The 18,759-nt window shown below is 55.1% G+C and carries 14 protein-coding genes; 7 read left to right on the forward strand and 7 right to left on the reverse strand.

From position 1 onward, the window contains the following. Nucleotides 1-14 precede the first annotated feature (14 nt). The 5 genes from AAC060_RS01815 (at nt 15) to AAC060_RS01835 (ending at nt 9,115) form a co-directional block, all read left to right on the forward strand. Nucleotides 15-848 carry a hypothetical protein gene (locus AAC060_RS01815; RefSeq protein ID WP_339822259.1) on the forward strand — a complete coding sequence of 278 codons (834 nt, stop codon included), beginning with the start codon at nt 15-17 and terminating at the stop codon, nt 846-848. A 367-nt stretch (nt 849-1,215) separates the two neighbouring features. Then, nucleotides 1,216-5,229, forward strand: coding sequence for a hypothetical protein (locus tag AAC060_RS01820; RefSeq protein ID WP_339822262.1), 4,014 nt, complete (start codon nt 1,216-1,218; stop codon nt 5,227-5,229). 283 nt (nt 5,230-5,512) lie between these two features. Further along, the gene (locus AAC060_RS01825) at nt 5,513-7,090 is read left to right on the forward strand and encodes a toll/interleukin-1 receptor domain-containing protein (protein ID WP_339823764.1); all 1,578 of its coding nucleotides are present in this window, start codon (nt 5,513-5,515) and stop codon (nt 7,088-7,090) included. Beyond that, nucleotides 7,065-7,631, forward strand: a complete 567-nt coding sequence (locus AAC060_RS01830; protein WP_339822264.1) for a nucleotide synthetase — start codon at nt 7,065-7,067, stop codon at nt 7,629-7,631. The genes AAC060_RS01825 and AAC060_RS01830 overlap by 26 nt, the downstream gene beginning before the upstream one ends. Next, nucleotides 7,628-9,115 (forward strand): tetratricopeptide repeat-containing protein, encoded by a 1,488-nt coding sequence (locus AAC060_RS01835; RefSeq protein WP_339822267.1) that lies wholly within the window; start codon nt 7,628-7,630, stop codon nt 9,113-9,115. Before AAC060_RS01830 ends, AAC060_RS01835 begins: the two co-directional genes overlap by 4 nt. A 10-nt stretch (nt 9,116-9,125) precedes the next feature. Here the strand turns inward: AAC060_RS01835 and AAC060_RS01840 are convergent, their stop codons facing one another. From AAC060_RS01840 to AAC060_RS01855, 4 genes are read right to left on the reverse strand one after another with little or no spacing between them, the layout of a single operon-like run. Next, the gene (locus AAC060_RS01840; RefSeq protein WP_339822270.1) at nt 9,126-9,782 is read right to left on the reverse strand and encodes a Crp/Fnr family transcriptional regulator; all 657 of its coding nucleotides are present in this window, start codon (nt 9,780-9,782) and stop codon (nt 9,126-9,128) included. 10 nt (nt 9,783-9,792) lie between these two features. Then, the gene (locus tag AAC060_RS01845; RefSeq protein ID WP_339822272.1) at nt 9,793-10,608 is read right to left on the reverse strand and encodes a TIGR03084 family metal-binding protein; all 816 of its coding nucleotides are present in this window, start codon (nt 10,606-10,608) and stop codon (nt 9,793-9,795) included. An 11-nt stretch (nt 10,609-10,619) separates the two neighbouring features. Beyond that, nucleotides 10,620-12,434, reverse strand: a complete 1,815-nt coding sequence (locus AAC060_RS01850; RefSeq protein WP_339822275.1) for an acyclic terpene utilization AtuA family protein — start codon at nt 12,432-12,434, stop codon at nt 10,620-10,622. A 5-nt stretch (nt 12,435-12,439) separates the two neighbouring features. Then, nucleotides 12,440-12,820, reverse strand: coding sequence for a VOC family protein (locus tag AAC060_RS01855; protein ID WP_339822277.1), 381 nt, complete (start codon nt 12,818-12,820; stop codon nt 12,440-12,442). Between the two features lie 202 nt (nt 12,821-13,022). On the opposite strand from AAC060_RS01855, the gene AAC060_RS01860 reads away from it, so the two are divergent. Beyond that, nucleotides 13,023-13,796 (forward strand): SDR family oxidoreductase, encoded by a 774-nt coding sequence (locus tag AAC060_RS01860; protein ID WP_339822279.1) that lies wholly within the window; start codon nt 13,023-13,025, stop codon nt 13,794-13,796. Between the two features lie 111 nt (nt 13,797-13,907). Continuing rightward, nucleotides 13,908-14,840, forward strand: a complete 933-nt coding sequence (locus tag AAC060_RS01865; protein WP_339822282.1) for an NmrA family NAD(P)-binding protein — start codon at nt 13,908-13,910, stop codon at nt 14,838-14,840. 104 nt (nt 14,841-14,944) lie between these two features. On the opposite strand, the gene AAC060_RS01870 is transcribed toward AAC060_RS01865, so the two are convergent. From AAC060_RS01870 to AAC060_RS01880, 3 genes are all read right to left on the reverse strand, one after another. Beyond that, nucleotides 14,945-15,934 (reverse strand): HupE/UreJ family protein, encoded by a 990-nt coding sequence (locus AAC060_RS01870; protein ID WP_339822286.1) that lies wholly within the window; start codon nt 15,932-15,934, stop codon nt 14,945-14,947. Continuing rightward, nucleotides 15,931-16,746, reverse strand: coding sequence for a peptidylprolyl isomerase (locus tag AAC060_RS01875; RefSeq protein ID WP_339822288.1), 816 nt, complete (start codon nt 16,744-16,746; stop codon nt 15,931-15,933). Before AAC060_RS01875 ends, AAC060_RS01870 begins: the two co-directional genes overlap by 4 nt. A gap of 91 nt (nt 16,747-16,837) precedes the next feature. Next, a complete protein-coding gene (locus AAC060_RS01880; protein ID WP_339822291.1) occupies nt 16,838-18,727 on the reverse strand; it encodes a DUF3604 domain-containing protein in 1,890 nt (629 codons plus the stop codon). Nucleotides 18,728-18,759 lie beyond the last annotated feature (32 nt).

Genomic DNA, 18,759 nt, shown 5'->3' on the forward strand with positions numbered 1-18,759 from the left:
GAAGGAGACGTGAGATGAAGATCAACACCATATTATTAGCTGGCATCGCTGTTACCGCGATGACCGCCACGCCCAACAGTGCGTTTGCCAAGGACTGGATAGACAAGGTTGAGCTCACAAAGGATGGTGTCGACATCAAAGAGATCGAGATTGCATCTGATGGAAATAGCTACACCGGCATAAAAACCAAAGACCATAGATTTGCGCTTGCGATCAAAGTCGAAGCGAAATCGGGCAAGCGGATTTGGGACGTTACCGTCGAATCAGGAGACGGCGCGGATGCTTTTGAAGCACCGGATCCGCAATTCTGGAGCTATCAGCCAAATAAAACTACGCTGGGTAGTGGAAACAATAGAACCTTGAATATGCAACTGTCTCCTACCATCGATTTGGACAAAGTGATCTGGATCGGTCTCATCAGCCCGACGGGCCTATGCCAATCGAATCTCGAAGAGAAGATGCAACAGGGAAAGTCCAGGGCATCGGTATTGTCTCAGGACTGGGTGGTCCCGGCAAGAGTGTCTTTCTCGATGAACGCCGTGGTTACCCGTCCTGATCTGGCCACAACGATTCCGGATATTAGCAAGCCTTATAGTTCTGAGAGTAGTTCGCTTGTCTATCCCGTGTCGCTTCGCTGCCTTGCGAGCAAGATAGCCACCGCGCCCCATTCGAGCGTGAATACGCGCAAGACCGGCGACCGGTCAAAAATTCCCGCTCGCACAAATGCTGCCCCTGGGAATAGCGCGCAAAGCGACAGAGAAATATTGCCGGCTCGCCCAAAAATCGTTCGCAAGCCAGTCAAAGTGGTTCCGCGGGTGACCACGCCCCGGGTTCGCACTCCGGATTGAAACCCGGCGTAAAACAGATCCGATGCCGCGACGCACCGGTAGCATAGATTGAAGAGTTTCACCCGCTTCTTCGATCGACCCCACGACGGGTGACGCGCCCTCCCCATGGCTGCGTCACTCGTCATTTTTTTGCATTTTCAGGGCCCGTCGGTCGATTGGACTCACTACAAAACCCGCCAGAATTCAGGGATGATACATGGTTGAATTGGTCGCCATACAATTGATACAATTGAGACCTGCTTGGTACTTTATAGAGATTGCTCCTACAATATACATCTTCCAAACGGCTCTCAATCAGGCGAACACCAAGTGTCCTTACTAGAGGGTTACTAGAGACCGCTTGTCCATATTCTTGAGGAGAAGCCAAATGACAAATATCAATCACGCTGCAATATCCGACGCGAAATCGGCTAAGCAAAAATCCAACATGGTTCAGAAATTCCTGGCATCAGCGTCAGTCGGCGTCATCACCATGATTATGGCGGGCTCGGCTCATGGTCAGGTCTTGCCAGGCGAATGCGCGCCCAATCCGCTCATTGATGGTGGGACGGCGACTTGTGTCGCTCCAGCGCCAATTGTCATCGACCCAATAGAGACCGATACGGATAATGTAACGCTGAACATCGGCAGCCCGGGAACCGCCACAACCGTCGTCAGCGGCGTTGGCGATGCGGTACAAATGACCGGAAGCGGGAACCAAACTCTTAACATCATTAATGCGGGCTCGCTGGTCCGCGGGCGTGATAATGGCGCTGATATCCAGATAACAAACGGAATTGGCAATCTTACTATCATCAATGGCGGAACCGTTATCGGTGGAAATTCCGGGATTGTTGCAAACCATAATGGCACCGGTGATATTTTCATTCGGTCTACAACCGCAACGGGTTTCAATAACGACGGTATCCACGCGGAAATTACCAACATCGTGAACACCGGTAATATCAGCATTATTTCCGAAGGCGATACGTCCGGCGGTGAATACGGCATCTACGTCGAAAATGAAGGCTTGGGCGACATTTCCGTGAACGCGAATAACGCAACCGGCACGGCGGAAGCAGGTATTAGTGCGGTCAACACAAATAATATCGGCACTGGCGATATCACCATAACAGCAACCGGCGATGTGAGCGGCGGCGGTTCGGGCATTCAAGCAGCTACAGATGGGCTTGGCGCTATTAATATCATGGCGACGAACGTATCGGGCGCAACCAAATTTGGCATCGGCGTCGTCAACCAGAACAACGCCAATGCTAGTGCCATTTCGATCAGCGCAAACGGCGACGTTACCGGCGGAGAGCATGGAATTATTACCGCCTCTGCAGGCACTGGGTCGATTTCGGTTGTTGCAGGCAATGTAACTGGCACCAACGCGATGGGCATTAGTGCCGATGGCCGTGGCGATATCTCGATTGAAGCCACGGGCGACATTTTTGGAGGTAAAACCGGCGTTTCTGCCATTAGCCAAGGTCTCGGACGGATTAACGTTGACGTGACTGGCGTCACCGCGGTTATCAACAATGCGATAGTTGCAGCCATAGGTGACAGCAACAACGTAACGGATATCACCATCGCGGCGACTGGTGACGTGTCGGGCGGTGAAGGCGGTATCATTGCCTACAACAATGGCTCGGGCGCCATTACCATATCGACTGCTGGTGTTAACGGTACCTTGAACGATGGCATTAACGCCAACAACAATAACTCCAATGGAACTGGCGACGTGTCGATCATTGCCAGTGGTGATGTGGTTGGTGGACATGATGGTATTAGAGCAAATAACAACGGTACAACAGATCTGATCGTCGAGGCGGGGACCGTTACCGGTGGGACCGGCGATGGCATATTGGTGACCACCCAGGGATTGGACATGTCTGTCACCGCTACCGGTCTGGTCACTGGCGGTGATGACGGAATTGAAGCAATTAACAACGGTTTCGGTGACCTGACGGTTGTAGCGACCGACGTTACTGGCGTGAATGATGCGGGTATTAGAGCCCGGATCGGCGAACTGGGAACAACCGGCAATCTATCGGTGACGGCCACCGGTACGGTTAGAGGAGAAACTCTCGGTGCCCGTATCCAAAACCTGGGCCTGGGCGCGACTGATGTTTCAATATCCAATGTAGTTTCGGCGACCCAATCCGGGGTAATTATCAGTGCCGATAATGTTCTGAACACATCTGACACCTCCATCACTATTGGGGACATAACCGCCGACAATTTTGGCCTTTCGGTTACGAACAGTGGGTCGGGCAATACATCCGTCACAGTCGGCAATGTGACCGCGGCGGGCGGGGTCGGCATTGCCATCGACGCGGGCACCGGTGATCTCGCGCTTAATGTGTCAGGAAATGTTAGTGGCACATCCGGCGGGATTCGCACCACCACCCGGAATGGTACGGCATTTACCCTCGGCGCAGGACAGACGGTATCGGGTGGCACATTAGGTAGTGTAGGCATCTCCACAAAGGCGCAGGGCGGTAGCATAACCTCCAACGACAATCTGACCATATTGGGTACCGTGAACAACGGGATCAGCACGTTTCAGGGCGATGATATCCTGACGCTTGGTCTTGGCAGTACGGTCAATGGAGACATTCGCGGGGGTGATGGATTTGACACGATCAACTTCAACGCCGCTGGCGATGTCATCAACAATAGCGGCGACCCTGCCGACGGGATTGCCGAATTTGAAACATATAATTTCAACAATGGCAGCTATACGGTAGCCGGTAGTCATATCGGTTTGACCGCAGCCAATTTCAACGTCGGAAATCATATCTTATCCGGTTCGTTGCAATCGAATGATGTCACTATCAATGATGGCGCAAGTCTTCAGGCTATGGAGGGAGCGGCGATCATCGGTGACCTTCACAACGCCGGCGAGTTCACGGTCGTTTCGAACAATGGCGGTACGGTTAATATAGACGGTAATCTCCTCCAGTCAGCAACGGGCAGCATGGCCTTTGATTTGAGTGGTCCTCTTTCATCGGATCTGCTCACCGTTACAGGCGGAGTGGCGCTGGCCGGCACCCTGAACCTTACCGGTGCCAACGTGTTCGTCGACAGTGTAACGTTGATCAACGGCGCTATCGCACTAGCCGGTAATTTTGACACGGTAATCGGCCTTTCCGACGGCCTGCTGGTCTCCAGATCGATCGAGCTGGATGGCAATGCATTCGATGTCAATCTGACGAGCAGCATCGTCGACGCTGCCACGATCCAAGGGTTGAGTCCCAACCAGATTGCACTTGCCAATAATCTGACGACGCAGCTGGCTGACGGCGATTTGAACAACGGTCTGACCGACATTGCCAATGGCTTGGCATTCCTGGACAATGCGGGTGATCTGGGTTCCAGTCTTGATCAATTGAGCCCGGAAATAGCGGATGTCGGCATCCAGGTTTTTCAAAATTCGCAGCTAGCGTTCATGACGAATTTGTTCAGCCAGCAGAATGTGCAGGGGCATAATCCTGCCAATATGAAAAACGGCGTAGCAGGCGGTTCGAAGGCTCCGGCACAAAACGGTACAAATGTCTGGGGAAGCATGCAGTTCAATCATGTCGATCAGAACGGCAGTTTCAATAACATCGGTTTCAACACCAATGGGTTTGAAATCGCGACCGGCGTATCGGATCTCGGCTCGGGACCAGTAACCTTTGGTATAGCGGGTGGTTATGCTCGGCTGACGTCTGACACTCGCGGATTTGGTTCCGATCGTGTGGTCACCGATATATTCCGGATCGCCGCCCATGGTACGGTTGGCATCAATCCTGAAGGATCTGGACTGAACGCACGTTTTGACGGTGCTCTGGGGTTTGCTACCGGTTCCACTGATATTGATTTGAATATCGATGCGCCTGCTATTGGTCTCGATGTTGAACAATCGGCATCGACGGATATTGATAGCTTCAGTGCGGTTGCGCGGTTCCAGGTCGATGGAACAAATGGCAAGAGCTGGCCGATAAAGCCCTATATCTTGGGTGCGTGGGAAACCGTCCATCAAGACAGTTTCAACATCGGTGACACAGCAGCCACCTCGCTGGACATTAGCGGTGTGAAGGCTGATCGCTTCACAATCGGTTATGGAGCGGTGGTTGATCATGCGTGGGATCAAGGAACATTTGTGCAGCTTCGCGCATCGGGTCTGCATCATTTCGGCGACACCCAGACCGTGCTTGCCTCGCAATTTACTTCGGTGAGCAATGGTGGTCTCAATTTCACAACCACTGGCTCGAGGGTCAATGATCAATATGTGATCGAAGCCAATGTAGGCCACCGGTTTGGCAACGGCTGGACAATCGCAGCGGAGGCCGAGGGCCAGTTTGGCGATCTGAAGGGATATACCGGACGGCTCAGGTTGACCAAGCGTTTCTAATAGCCTCTCAATCTTCCAAATGTTCAAGGCGCGGCAAATTAATTGCCGCGCCTTTTTGCTATCGCTCTAAATGAATATATCTAGTGGCGGATTTCGACAGCATGGACATGGTCGCGCAATAATATGATGCATGATGATCGATATAATGCGGCCGAAAACTTTAGACCGTGACAGCGATAGCGAAAAGTTATAGCATTTTACATGTAGCTATCGGGCAAATGTCGTCTGAACATTCGATCGCGGGGCAAAATTGGGAGACGCAGAGAAATCTGATCCGCAAGCGGTGCGTTTTCGCGCCTTCGTCAGTTACAGCCATGCCGATGCCGCGATCGCGCAAAAGCTCCACAGGAAAATCGAAACCTACCGGCTGCCGCAGCATTTGCGGGATCGCCGAGACGCTGATCCGGACAATGGCCGCCTGGGTCAGATTTTTCGCGATCGCGAGGACTTGCCGGCGGCCGAGGATCTTTCGCAATCGGTGAAGCAGGCGTTGGCGGGATCGGAAGTGCTGGTTGTGATCTGCTCTCCCGACGCCAAGGCGTCGATCTGGGTGGCGCGGGAGATCGAATTGTTTCGGGCGTTGCATCCCGGTCGGCCGGTGCTGGCGGCGCTGGTTCGCGGCGAACCGGAAGAAGCTTTTCCTGACGCGCTGCTGCACGGCGCAGAACCGCTGGCGGCGGACCTGCGCAAGGAAGGCGATGGCTGGCGGCTGGGCTTTCTGAAGATCGTCGCGGGCATTGCCGGCGTCCCGCTCGACGCGCTGGTCCAGCGCGATGCGACCCGCCGCATTCGCCGCGTGATGGCGGTCACGGGCGGTGCGCTCGTCGCGCTGCTAGTCATGATCGGGATGACAATATTCGCAATCCAGTCGCGCATCGAAGCGCAGCATCAACAGGCCCAAGCCGAAGGGTTGGTCGAATATATGCTGACCGATTTGCGCACCGAGTTGAGGGGTGTCGGCCGGCTCGACGTGATGACCAAGGTCAACGAACGGGCGATGGACTATTATGAAGATCAGGGTGATCTATCCGATATGCCCGCCGAGAGTCTGGAGCGGCGTGCCCGGATTTTGCACGCGATGGGTGAGGATGAGGTAAATAGGAACGATGGGAGTCTTGAAAAAGCTCTATCCATTTTTAACGAAGCGCATCGGGTAACAGAAGCGTTGTTGTTACGTGACCCAAAGCACCCGGATCGGATCTTTGGTCATGCACAAAGCGAGTTTTGGGTGGGATCAATTTTCTACGCACAAAACCGCAAGATAAATACGCTAGATCGTTGGGAAAAATATCGGAATCTCTCATTGGCATTGGAGGAAATAGAGCCAAACATGAGACGCTCCATCCAAGAACTAAGCTATGCGGAAGGAAACCTATGTGCCTTGGCATTGGACAAACCAATCGATCCAACGGAGGCACTCGAAAAATGCACTATCGCCCTGAAAGAGATGCAAAAGATACAGACCAGAGAGCCTGATGATCCGGAGATTTTGCAGAATGTAGCAAATCGTTTCGCCTGGCTGGCCGATGCATGGAAAGCGAACGGGAATCTTGATCAAGCCCTGTATCAGAGGCGAAACCAGGAACGATTGTTGGAAAGACTCTTGGCCGCTGAACCGAACAATTTTCAACGCAAAGAGCTATTGATGAAATCCCACTTGGCCATGGCAGAGACTAGTGCTGAGGCCTGTGATTCCCAAAACGCGCTGCGATACGAAGAATTGTTTCGAGAATTGGTTGCAGATTTAACTCAACAAGATCCCGACAACAAAATTTGGGAAAAATTTGCGTCGCGGAAACCAATATTGGCAAATAGCATGAAAAGGAGTTGTAATAATGGCGCGAGAACTGCCACCCCATAGAAGCCTGTCAAGCGGTAGCTTCCCTTGGCCGAGCCACAAACCTGAATTGAGGGTGATGTTGACTTATGAACCGGAGAGCCCAGGTTCCGAGCATATTTTATTCCGTTTTGAAGTTACTCCCGTAAATCACCCGGCAATGCCGTCAGGATTGCCGCCGTTGTCCTTTTTGATCCTTGAAGATTGCAAAGTGACAATGTTGCTTGATCCCAAAAAAAAGTGGAGATGGTCTAGTCAATACTTTGTGATATCTGGGAAAGACAATTATCGTTCAGTGTACGGCGATGTGAATATCGTGAGCGATCGAGAGTTTTATTTTTTTGCTAAACACAACAAAAAGAATCAGCATCACCACTTGGACACTCATAGCTTTAATCTAAATATAGATTATCAACAGGGTAACAATAAGTGGCTTCCAATCACCATCGATCCGGATGTTGGTAATCCAAAGCCGCCTGAGTCTATACTGGAAGACAAGACGATCATTAAAGGCGACCAAAAGTCATTTTTTACAACATTAACTGGAACGATTGACGAAACTTGACCCCCCACTATCAAATCCTCTCCATAGCCCGTGGGGGTAACTCCGCGCGAGCCTGGGCTTTATTTCTATCTTTGGGCTGGGATGAACGCAAGGACGATCCTAAGGCGCTCACCTTAAAAGGACGTTTGCTCAAGGATCAGGCGAAAGCGACGCAGGGCGCAGATCGTGTCCGGCTATATGGGGAGGCGGCGGAGGCTTATGCGGCGGCTGCGGCGTTGGAGCGGGATAGCTATCCGCTAATCAATGCTGCGGCGCTGGCGCTGCTTGGAGGCAAACCGGAACGGGCGCATTCGCTTGCGCAAGAAACCTTGGCGTTGCTTGAGAGCGGTCCCGATCAAGGTGAAAATGCCTATTGGCGGGAAGCTACAAGGGCGGAGGCTTTGCTGTTGCTCGGCGATGACACCGGTGCCCGCGCAGCGCTGGCGGATGGAATTGCGCAGCTGCCCCGGGCGTGGGAAGATCATGCGGCAACCATCGGGCAGTTTGAACTGATCCTCGCCGAACAGGGCAGGGATGCGGGGTGGCTTGACCGGCACCGCCCGCCGCCCAGTCTCTATTTCAGCGGTATCATCGGGCTCGACGACAAGGATGAGGCTATCCGGCAGGATATCGATGCGATCATCGCTCGGGAACAGCCCGGTTTTGGTTTTGGCGCATTGGCGGCAGGCGCGGATATATTGATCGCCGAGGCACTGCACAAAGCGGGCGCAGAGCTTCACATCATATTGCCTTATCCGGTCGACCGCTTTCGCGCATTGTCGGTTGCACCTTCTGGTGACCATTGGCTCGCCCGCTTTGATGCACTGGTTGAGGTGGCGGTCCAGCTGGATGTGTTGACCGAATTGCCGGACGAGGAAGAGCGGTCGATCGGGGTTGCGGTGGAACTGGCCGATCTGGTTACCATGGGCCAGTGCGTCCGCAATGCCGGGGTGCTGCAGAGCCGGCCCAAGGCGCTCACGATCACCGGTATTGGCGATGAACCGAGACGGCAGCATCTGGTCTGGGCCGATACGGGGCATGATCAGTTCATGATAGCCGTTGCCCGCAAGGTGGATCACCATTCGATGACCAAGCTTGCAGATGCGGAGACCAAGAAGATTGCCGCCATCCTGTGGGTGGATGGCCTAGACATGGATGCACTGGCTGCGCTGCCTGAGGGTAGGCGTAATTTTCAGCCTGCCGGCGATGCCCGTTACAGGATTTCAACCGATCTGGCGGACCTCTTGGCGACCAGTCGATCGCTGCTGCAGCACAACGTTGACAACCGGATCAGTCTGCTGATCGATATCATTGACCCGCAAAGGCCCGCAGCCTCGTTGCTGGAACAGGCCAGTGATATGGCACGCGCATCCAGCGGGGGAGCGGTTCTGACCGATTATAAATCCGCGATGGTTTTGACGCTTGAACCGGGCAAGCATACGCTCGAGGAGATTGGTGAACTGCAGACGGCTAACGGGCCGCTGCCCTTGTGGTCATTGGCGTAAACGGCGCGGTTCAGACGACCAGTTCTTCCAGCAAGCCATGCGAGATGATTTCCAGCCTTTGATCGTCGCGCCGGATGATCCCGCGTCGTTCCAATGCATTGATTGCCCGCGATCCGGTTTCGCGGGTGGTTTGCGCAGATAAAGCCAGCGCTGCGATCACCGGCGGCGGTGATATTCTGCCATCGTCCCCTGCTTCGCGCAGCAATTCGGCATAGACGCGGCCATTGGCGGTCAAGGTGATGCGCGCTGCCATCCGGTCGAGCACCGCATTATATTGCCGCCCCAATATTCTCGACAGACCGCTGCCAAGCCGGGCTTCCGCTTGCAGCAGGGCGGTCATGTTGGCGGTGGGGATTTCCAGGACCGACAGCCGGTTCTGGGCCACGATATCGGAAATCACGATCCGCTCGTGCGGGAAAGCACCGAATAATTCTCCGGGGCCGTGAGACGCGAGCAATTTAATCTGGCCGTCCATGCCGATGATCTGCAACTGGGCCCGCCCCTCGAGAACGATCCACAGCTTGGCTCCGAGATCGCCCTGATGGGCGAGAATTTCCTTATGACTATATTGTGCCATCCGGGTCGCAGCATCGACCTTCGCGGCTTCTTCCTGCGAGCAGGAGAAAAACGAGGCGAGGGCGGCGATGCGGTCGCTGGCTGTCATCATCTCCTCCATATCAGCCAGTCGCGATAGTCCGCGTTCCCTTGGCGGGTGGTGTTTCCGGGGCGCCGGCAAAGCACTGGGCGATTTCCATCCATTGGCGAGCGGTATCGCCGACCGTTTCGAGCGAAGTATCTTCGATATTGCGGGTCTGGGTCACGACCTGCGAAAATTCGACTGCGTTGCCCCGAACGACATTGTCTTCTTGCGGGTCATTCCATTCCCAGACGGCACCCGATGGTGCGGTCAGCTGGACGAAGGGTTTCGGTGCGGGCGGTTCCTGACGGCGATTGCGGAAGGTCCAGCCATAAGTGGTGACGCCAAGATGGACGATGTTGCGGATGCGGTCGCCGTCGGGGCGCTCTTTGCCCAATATGTCGAATATCTCCTGCCCGTGCGACCACGTCTCCATCTGGCGGGCGATGATCTTGGAGCGCGTGGTCATGTCGGGTCCGGCCCAGGCCACGCGGGCCTCGGGATCGGCTTCGCCATAGGCAGCGGCGAGCTTTGGATAATAGTCGCAATATGCATCGAACAGAGCCTTGCCGCGGATCCCGCCCGCATTTGCGTCCAGCCATTCATATTGCACCTCGACATGACCCTTTCCGGTCTTGAAGGCGCCCATGATGTCGCGGAGAAACTGCTTGAAAGCATCCGGATCCTGCAGGGTCATCAATGCTGCTGCGTTCCAGATATGCAGATGGCCGATTACGTCTTCGATGGTCCAGTTCTTGAACTGGGTGACTGTGGCGAACAGGTCTTCACCAGCATCGGCGAGCACGGCTGCGAGCGTATCGCTCTCGTCTTTGAAATCCTGGGCTTCCTGCATCATCGAGATATTCCTTATTGATCGTCCAGCTTATCGGCCAGCGCAGCCGGTATGGCAACCGGATGAGCGAGCAATATCTGGCCATAGCCTTTGCCCTGGGCGTCGTTTCTTATGCTAGCCATACCGCCGCCGCCGAGTATCGTGTCGATCAGGAAATTGATCGCGTGGGAGCCCGGCAAGCTGAATTTCTCCACCTTGGCCGCATCGGCACCGCCTTCGATAAAATGGCCAAAATGTTCAGCCACGGAGTCCGGGGTCAGAGCTGCCCAGATATAGGGAAGATAGGCCGGGTCGCGCGCGATTACGCCGATATTGGCCTTATTGCCCTTGTCGCCCGAGCGGGCCCAGGCCAGTCGGATCAGGGGCACATTGATAACGGCATTCTGTCGATCCGGCGCTTGTGGAGGCTGCGGGCGTGAGATGGCAGCGGAATCAAAAGCTACGCCGTTGGCATCCTGAAACGCGATTGTCTTGCCGTCGACGTTGATCTCGACCGGCAGTGCATTTTTCGGAGTGAGATAGGAAAATAGCCGCACTACGGGGGACGGTTTTGCGCGCGCTCCGGAAAAGCCACTGAGCCCTGGCGGGGTTGCCAGGCCGAGGCCGGTGAGTTCGCGGAGCAATATGCCAATCGCTGCCGCTTCGCTATGTTTGGCGGCGATCTTGGCAACCACTTCGCGGGGTTCATGGCCGGGCGTAAAATCGCCAAACTGACTGCCCGCGCCGATGATCTCTACGCTGGTCTCGCTATAGTCGCCGAGATTGTGGCCACGGAGAATATTATTGGCGCGGACAAGAACATTGTCGCAGAATTTCTGTGCTTTTCTGGCCGCGTCAAAACCGTAAAAGCTGACCGAAGTCCCGCCACGAAAACCTTCGCCATAGGTCAGGCAGGTCTTGTAATGGTCGGGTGCGGGATACCCTTGTGCGGGTGAAACGTGAACCAAATCCGGACCGGTCTGGACAATCTCGACATTCGAGAAATCGCAGACCACGTCCGGTAGCACATAGGCCTGCGGATCGCCGATTTCATAAAGCATCTGTTCGGACACCGTACCGACGGTCACGCAGCCGCCGGTACCTTCAGGTTTGCTGACAGTGAACGACCCGTCAGCGGAAACCGCGCCAATTGGATAGCCGATATTGGATATGTCGCCGGCGTCTTCCCAGTCGGTATAATTGCCGCCGGTCGCCTGCGGACCACATTCGAGCAAGTGACCAGCGAGGCTACCGCTGGCGAGCAGATCATAGTCGCCCGGGGTCCAGCCGAATTCGTGGATACAGGCGCCGAGAGTCACTGCGCTGTCGACGCAGCGGCCGGTGATCACGATATCCGCTCCCTCTGCCAGCGCCCGTGCAATCGGGAACGCCCCGAGATAGGCGTTGATGCTGGCGATTTTGTTTTTGTCGGGAAAGGCCGCACCGGTGAACATTTCGGTTGGCGCATTGGCGGCGATTGCGTCCAGATCGGCCAGCAAATTATCGCCGGTGATCACGGCAACTTTCAGATCCAGCCCTTGCTCCTTGATCAGAGCGCGGGCCGCTTCGCCACAAGACGCCGGGTTGACCCCGCCCGCATTGGCAATGACCTTCACCCCTTGCGCGGCAATGGTTTTGGCATGCGGCTTCAGGACCGCGCTGATGAAGTCGCCAGCATAGCCTGCTGCTGGATCCTTTGCATGAGCGCGCGCCATGATCGACATGGTGATCTCGGCAAGATAATCATAAACCAGATAATCCACGCCTGCCCCGAGCAGCTGCGGAGTGGCCATGGCGCTTTCGCCCCAAAAGCCACTCGCACCGCCAATGCGTATTATTTTGTCGGGCACGTGCCTCAACCCATGCGGTGCAAGGCGCAGAGCTTATTGCCATCGGGATCGCGCAGATAGGCGAGATAGAGTTTCATGCCCGGATTGTCGCGAACACCGGGAGGATCTTCAATCGCGGTGCCGCCAGCTTCGAGGCCAGCCTTGTGCCATGCGTCGGCCTGTTCGGGATTTTCCATTGCAAATCCGACGGTCATACCATTGCCACATGTGGCACCCTCGCCATCAATCGGGGATGTCACCATGAATATGCTGCCATTATGGATATACATCAGCCGACCTTTTGGGTCGACCATGGCCTCGGGGCCGCCAACGCTTTTAAACAAGGCGTCATAGAATTTTTTCGATCGGTCCATATCGTTTGAACCGACCATCATGTGACTGTACATTTTTCTCTCCTTTGTTTCATCTCGGTAAACCGCACCAAATTCTTGCACTTTCAACATTGCCACCCGTTTTATGGCCTGTGTCGCTTTGTTTCGGGTTAGACTTTCGGGTGAGTCTCGGTCCGAAGGCAATCTTGCTCTTGTTCTAGCCCGTTCGCATCTTTAAGCGAGTGATTAATTTATTCAAGCAGGAGTGTAGGCGAACATGGAAATCAGAGGCAAAATCATCGTCATCACCGGCGGCGCAAGCGGTATCGGGGCGGCGATGGCTCGCCGGTTCGCAGCGGAAGGGGCAAGGAAGATTGTCTGTGCTGACCGTGATCTTGCCGGTGCGCAGGCAGTGGCAGACGAAATCGGCGGCGTAGCGATCAAGACCGATGTGTCGCTGGCAGCAGATATCAGCCATCTGATTGAAACGGTCGAATCCGATATCGGTCCGATTGATCTGTTTGTTTCCAATGCCGGTATCATCACCGGCGGTGGTGTCGAAGTGGACGATGCGGACTGGCAGAATATCTGGGACATCAATGTCTTGGCTCATATCCGGGTCGCGCGGATATTGGTGCCGAAAATGCTGGAACGTGGCGGCGGCTATTTGCTCAACACTGCTTCGGCGGCCGGGCTTCTGGCGCAAATCGGTTCCGCGCCTTATTCCGTGACGAAACATGCCGCGGTCAGCTTCGCCGAATGGCTGGCGATTACCCACGGCGCAGAAGGATTGAAAGTCTCGGTCCTGTGTCCGCAAGGCGTCGACACGCCGATGATTGCCGGTGTCGACACATCTACCGTTGCCAAGGACGGGATCGTAACGCCGGAGCATGTCGCCGATATCTGCGTCGGGGCAATCGGCGATGAGCGGTTTCTGATCCTGCCGCACCCGAAGGTGGGGGATTATGTCAGGCAGAAAGGCGCCGACCCAGAACGCTGGATTTCGGGTATGCAGCGCTGGCAGGCGATGCTGACCGAACAGACTTCCTGACAGATATTCGACAGAATCTGCCCCTAACAAAAATGTCCTGACAAAAAGGAGCATTGGGACTCGGCTTTTTCGGCTCTAGCGTCGCATGCAAATGCAACAGGAGAGAATATCATGGCATTAGTATCAGTCGTGGGTGCAACCGGTCGGCAGGGCCTCGCACAAATACGGCAATTGGCAGCAGCCGGTCACAAGGTTCGCGCCTTGTCGCGTAGTGAAACGCCAGATCTGGGCGGCTCCAATGTTGCCGATGAGTGCCGGAAAATCGACCTCGCCGATGAATCCACGTGGATCCCGGCTTTTGAGGGTTCTGATGCCGTTTTCTATACCCACCCGCTGCAGACGCGGGAAGATCGCGCCTCGATGGTCGGGCGTGTAGCCGCCGCTGCCAAAGAAGCCGGCACCGAGCGTTTTGTCTGGAATACATCAAGCTGGATTCCGGAGCGTCCCGGTGACCCGTTTACTTATGGCAATAACACGATTGCGCTGAACGAGATTTTCCGTTCCGGCATGCCTGCGACTGTATTTGGCTCGGTATTGTTCATGGACAATCTGCTGACCAATTGGGCGCGGCCGTTCATTATGGACGAAAAGCGCTATGTCTATCCACACAATGCAACTCTGGAAGCGAACTGGATCAGTCTGGATGATGTCGGCAAATGTATGGTTGCCGCGATGGACCGTCCGGACTTTGAAGGTTCCTGGCTCAATATTGGCGGGCCGCAGCGCATCAAACCCCCGGAAGTCGCCGAAATTCTGTCACGCGTATTCGGCCATGAGATCAAATATGATCCCTGCACACCAAAGGAATTTGGAGACTATCTGGTCAAGGCCTTTGGCGATGATGTTGCACCGGAAAATCGCGAATCCATGGCTGCCGGGATCACTGCCTTCTACGAATATAACAATAACAACGTAACAAGGCCCTTTGAAGTGGATACCGATTTCATGCAGCAGCGTCTGCCGGAAGTCGAATTCGAGACACTCGAACAATGGGCCGCACGGCAAGACTGGTCAGAAGACGCGCACAGACCGCCGGCGGGATAGTTTCCCTCCCAGCCTGTTATTGATGACATGAATATTTTGGCCTTTGCTCCGGTCGTTGGAGCGGAGGCCAAATTTTTTGTTCGCCAGTCGAAATGGTTGACGTCTCAGGCGATCATTCGTTCGACGAACCAGTAAGTGGCGATGATCCCGATGCCATAGGCCATTGCGGTTTTGGTTGGCTGCAACCATTGGCCCCGCAGTTTCCGAATTCCGTATAGCGCTGCCAGAGCGACGGCTACGATCGCCAGCTGTCCGATTTCCACACCAAGGTTGAAGGTCAGCAGCGCCAGAGGAACATCGTCTTGCGGCAGTCCGATTTCGGCAAGCGCGCCGGCGAAGCCGAAACCGTGGAGCAGGCCGAACAGAAAGGCCACGATCCAGGGAAAGCGTTCCGAGAGCCGGAGATCGCCGGGTTTGGATTTCACGACTTCGACGGCGAGAAAGATTATCGATAGCGCAATCACCGCTTCGACCGGTTGGGACGGCAGCGACAGCAAGCCTAGCGTCGTTCCGACCAATGTCAGGCTATGCGCGATGGTGAAGGCGGTGACGGTCTTGGCGACGAGCCAGCCGCCCTTGAGCAGCAGCACCAGAGCCAGCACAAAGAACAGATGGTCAAAGCCCAGCAGAATATGCTCGAAGCCGAGGATCGTATACGTCGCCGCGACATTGGAGATTATCGAGGGCTTGGCCAATGTGGCCGTCGGCTGGTCCGGTGTCAGACGTACGGTCTGCATAGCAGCGTCGATTGGCGCAATACGTACCAGTGCATCGGTAGTCGACAGTTCCAGACCCTTCAGGCCAATAGACTTCCCCTGCACCGATCCGTCGCAGCGCAGCGAAAAACGGGTGAGAATATTGCTGCCGGAAAACTCGCGCTGGCGCTCGCCTTCGATTTGGCAATTGTCGGGGATTGAGACTTCGCCGCTATGGCCGAGACGCGAATTGGCCGACGCCTTCCACAGCAGCAACCATTGACCCGGCGATTGTTCGGTCATCTCGATATAGGCTGGACGCAGTTCGTCGGCACGGGCGCTGGTCGGACAAAGGGCGAGCAACAGACATGTCCACAGGACAGTATACCAGCGTTTCATGGCCGACCGACTACGGTGATTTCATATTGCGCCCGGTAACGGGAAAGTGCTTTTGCTTTCTGTTCGGTTTGTTGGGCCGCATGCCAGTCATTGACCACCCGCTGCCGGACATCGTCCAGAGCAGCCGCTTTGCCAGGTGCCTTCGCGGTGACCTTTACCGCATGCACGCCAAAACCCGATGTCACAGGTCCGCTCCAGACACCGGTTTTCAGCCCTTCCATTTGTCCGGCAAATTTATCGCCAAACTGGCGGCTAATATCTTCGGTGCTGGCCTGCTTTAGAGTCTTTGGCAGGGAAATCGATTGTGCAAAGGTCCCGGACCCGGCGCCGGCGTTCAGTTGATCGATCCGTTCGGCTGCTTCCGCCGCGCTAATCTGACCGAGATAGATTTGCTCGAAATCATAGAGTGGAGACAAAGCATATTTGTCAGGATTTTTCTCCATCCATTGCTGGAGCATGGTGTCGGTAGGAGCGACATTATCTGCGTCCTGGCCATCGACGAAGCGCATCTTGGTAAACAGCCGACGCCGGATCATGGGATCATTTTTGTCGAGCCCCAGCCGCAAAGCTTCGCGATAGTAAATTTCTTCGGCAATTTCCTGATCGATCAGGCCATCGAGTTCCTGCTGGGTCGGCGCACGGCGGAAACTTTGGACCCAGTCCGTCTTGAGCCGGGCGATATCCGTTTCGTCGATGTTAATCGCATAATCCGCCGGATCACGGCTACTGCCGGTGGCCCAGAAGAATGCAAAAATCAGGAGCGCGCCGCCGAGAAAATGGACCAGCGGTTCTCGGATAAACTTACGCAACATATTTCGTGTAACCCATTATATTCAGCCGCAGCCAGTCGATGGATCACGGACCCGTCCGGTGACGGGCGCCGTGAGATAAGGTGAAGCTGGCTTACGCGGTCGGTGTATACCAGATCGGCGAGCTATAGGCCCGTTCCTGCTGAATCTTGATCACCTCATCGGGCAAGATCAGACTGAATTTGAGCGCATCATAGACCGGCCATGTCGGCGTCGGAATTTCCAGTACGCGCACATAATAAAATGCATTTTGCGCAGCGTTGAAATCCGGATCCTGCCAGAAAGTGACCAACTCAGGCGCGCCGGTCGCATTGTCCCAGGTGCCCTTGGTCAGGTCGACCGTATTGGGAACCGGGCTCAGCTTGCCATCGGCCCCGAGTTTGCGCGTATCGGCATCGCTCCAGCTGACATTATAGATTTTTTCCTGGCTCTTGCCGGTCGCATCGACCCATCCCTTGATAACCTGTACGCGATCCAGGCTGGCGCTTTCCGGATCCATCAGCGCACTGATCAGGAATTTCGGCGCTTCGCCGTCACTGCCACTCAGATCGCCGCCCATCGGAACTCCCTTGGCATAGCCGGTTTTGACCAGATCATTGATATCGTCGGCGGAGAAATCAAAGCCGCCGAAAAAACGGACCTGCATCCGCGGGCCGGTGGTTGCGTAGACTTCGCGGCGCATCATCGCATCGAATATGGCTTCGCGTGTGTTGCTGGTCGCCCAGACGGCCGCATAGCCGCTGGACAGATAATTCCAGCCGAAACGGCCTTCCCGCGTACCGAGATTTTGCGGGTCTAGCGCGCGCGCCCTGTTGTTTGCCTCGTTTCCAGTGTGCTTGCCAAAGAAATTATTTTCATCCGCTGTCGCCAGCGATGTGTGGCTGTCGGTCGAACCGATCATGCCGAATTTGAACGGGTTGGCACCCATAGTGAGGGTCAATTCCAGGCCGTGCTTCAATGCTTCACGAACATAGCTTCCGGCGTAGGTTTCTGGCGGCATGTCCCTTGTGCAGCTCAAATTGCATTCGTCCCAGCCAGTGACACCAAAATCGGCGAACTCGTCATTGGGGGACAGAAACGGGTGAGTTTCGCTATCCCCCTTGATCTGGGTTACCTCGACGAGCGGTTCGCGCAGAGCACGGGTCTTGATATAGGCCGCGTCAATCGGGCTGCCGTCAAATTTGTTCATAGCGAACATCCGGCCATTGGAAACGTTGCTGTTGTGCGGAATGGCCAGCACCTTGCCACCGGTATTTTTTTCATAGGCGTCCATATAGGCCCAGAGCTTTTCCGGGTCCTGCGAACCTAGCGCGCCATAAGGGAGGGTATCGCCCATCTTTTTCGGACCATCACGGAACATGACAACCCGGTGGAGATTGTCGCCATCCGGCATCGAGGTAAATTCAAATCCCATGAACGCCGTGAATTTCCCGGGTTCATTATACTGGTCGACGGTTTCGCCATGCTTTTCCCAGAGATCCGCTGTGCGTTTTTTGCTTTGTTCCGGGTCGGTCAAGGCCGCCGGCAATGTGCCTTTGGCGGCGCCATCGATAAGTTCTGACGTAACGCGCAACGAGCCCTCGTCGCTTTCGTTCATCATATCGTGCCAGCGGAGCAGGAATTTATTGGTGAGCAGGGCAATACGCGGGGCTTCCATGATCGCTTTGGTCGCGCCCATTGCGTCGCTATGATCGGCGATGACGAGAAAATCGAGCGGCCGCGATAATTTGGCCTTGGCGCCTTTACTCGCAGTGACTTCCTCCCCGCGCGCAAATCTGAGGGCGTTCTCGGCATCCAGTCGATCGCCAAACCCGAATGCGTCGATGCTGTTATCTGTGTGGAGATGGGTGTCGCCCCAGAAAACCTGTTCGGGATATTCGGTGTTGGTGACCTTTGCGCTGTTGCTGTCATTGCTGTCGGTTTTCGAACAGCCTGACAAAGCCAAAGCGGCCGTGCAGGCTGCCAATATCAATGGTTTACGCATCTTGAATCTCCCAATCCCTTTCTCGCGAAGCT

Origin of the sequence: uncultured Parasphingorhabdus sp., from assembly GCF_963975555.1 — a bacterium.
In the GTDB taxonomy this organism is placed as follows: Bacteria; Pseudomonadota; Alphaproteobacteria; order Sphingomonadales; family Sphingomonadaceae; genus Parasphingorhabdus.

What these genes read in the sequence shown, in the direction of transcription:
- AAC060_RS01830 (WP_339822264.1), top strand. Translation starts at nt 7,065, where the DNA reads ATGGCGCGAGAACTGCCACCCCATAGAAGCCTGTCAAGCGGTAGCTTC.
- AAC060_RS01820 (WP_339822262.1), top strand. Translation starts at nt 1,216, where the DNA reads ATGACAAATATCAATCACGCTGCAATATCCGACGCGAAATCGGCTAAG.
- AAC060_RS01860 (WP_339822279.1), top strand. Translation starts at nt 13,023, where the DNA reads ATGGAAATCAGAGGCAAAATCATCGTCATCACCGGCGGCGCAAGCGGT.
- AAC060_RS01855 (WP_339822277.1), bottom strand. Translation starts at nt 12,820, where the DNA reads ATGTACAGTCACATGATGGTCGGTTCAAACGATATGGACCGATCGAAA.
- AAC060_RS01865 (WP_339822282.1), top strand. Translation starts at nt 13,908, where the DNA reads ATGGCATTAGTATCAGTCGTGGGTGCAACCGGTCGGCAGGGCCTCGCA.
- AAC060_RS01840 (WP_339822270.1), bottom strand. Translation starts at nt 9,782, where the DNA reads ATGATGACAGCCAGCGACCGCATCGCCGCCCTCGCCTCGTTTTTCTCC.
- AAC060_RS01815 (WP_339822259.1), top strand. Translation starts at nt 15, where the DNA reads ATGAAGATCAACACCATATTATTAGCTGGCATCGCTGTTACCGCGATG.
- AAC060_RS01880 (WP_339822291.1), bottom strand. Translation starts at nt 18,727, where the DNA reads ATGCGTAAACCATTGATATTGGCAGCCTGCACGGCCGCTTTGGCTTTG.
- AAC060_RS01870 (WP_339822286.1), bottom strand. Translation starts at nt 15,934, where the DNA reads ATGAAACGCTGGTATACTGTCCTGTGGACATGTCTGTTGCTCGCCCTT.
- AAC060_RS01845 (WP_339822272.1), bottom strand. Translation starts at nt 10,608, where the DNA reads ATGATGCAGGAAGCCCAGGATTTCAAAGACGAGAGCGATACGCTCGCA.
- AAC060_RS01875 (WP_339822288.1), bottom strand. Translation starts at nt 16,746, where the DNA reads ATGTTGCGTAAGTTTATCCGAGAACCGCTGGTCCATTTTCTCGGCGGC.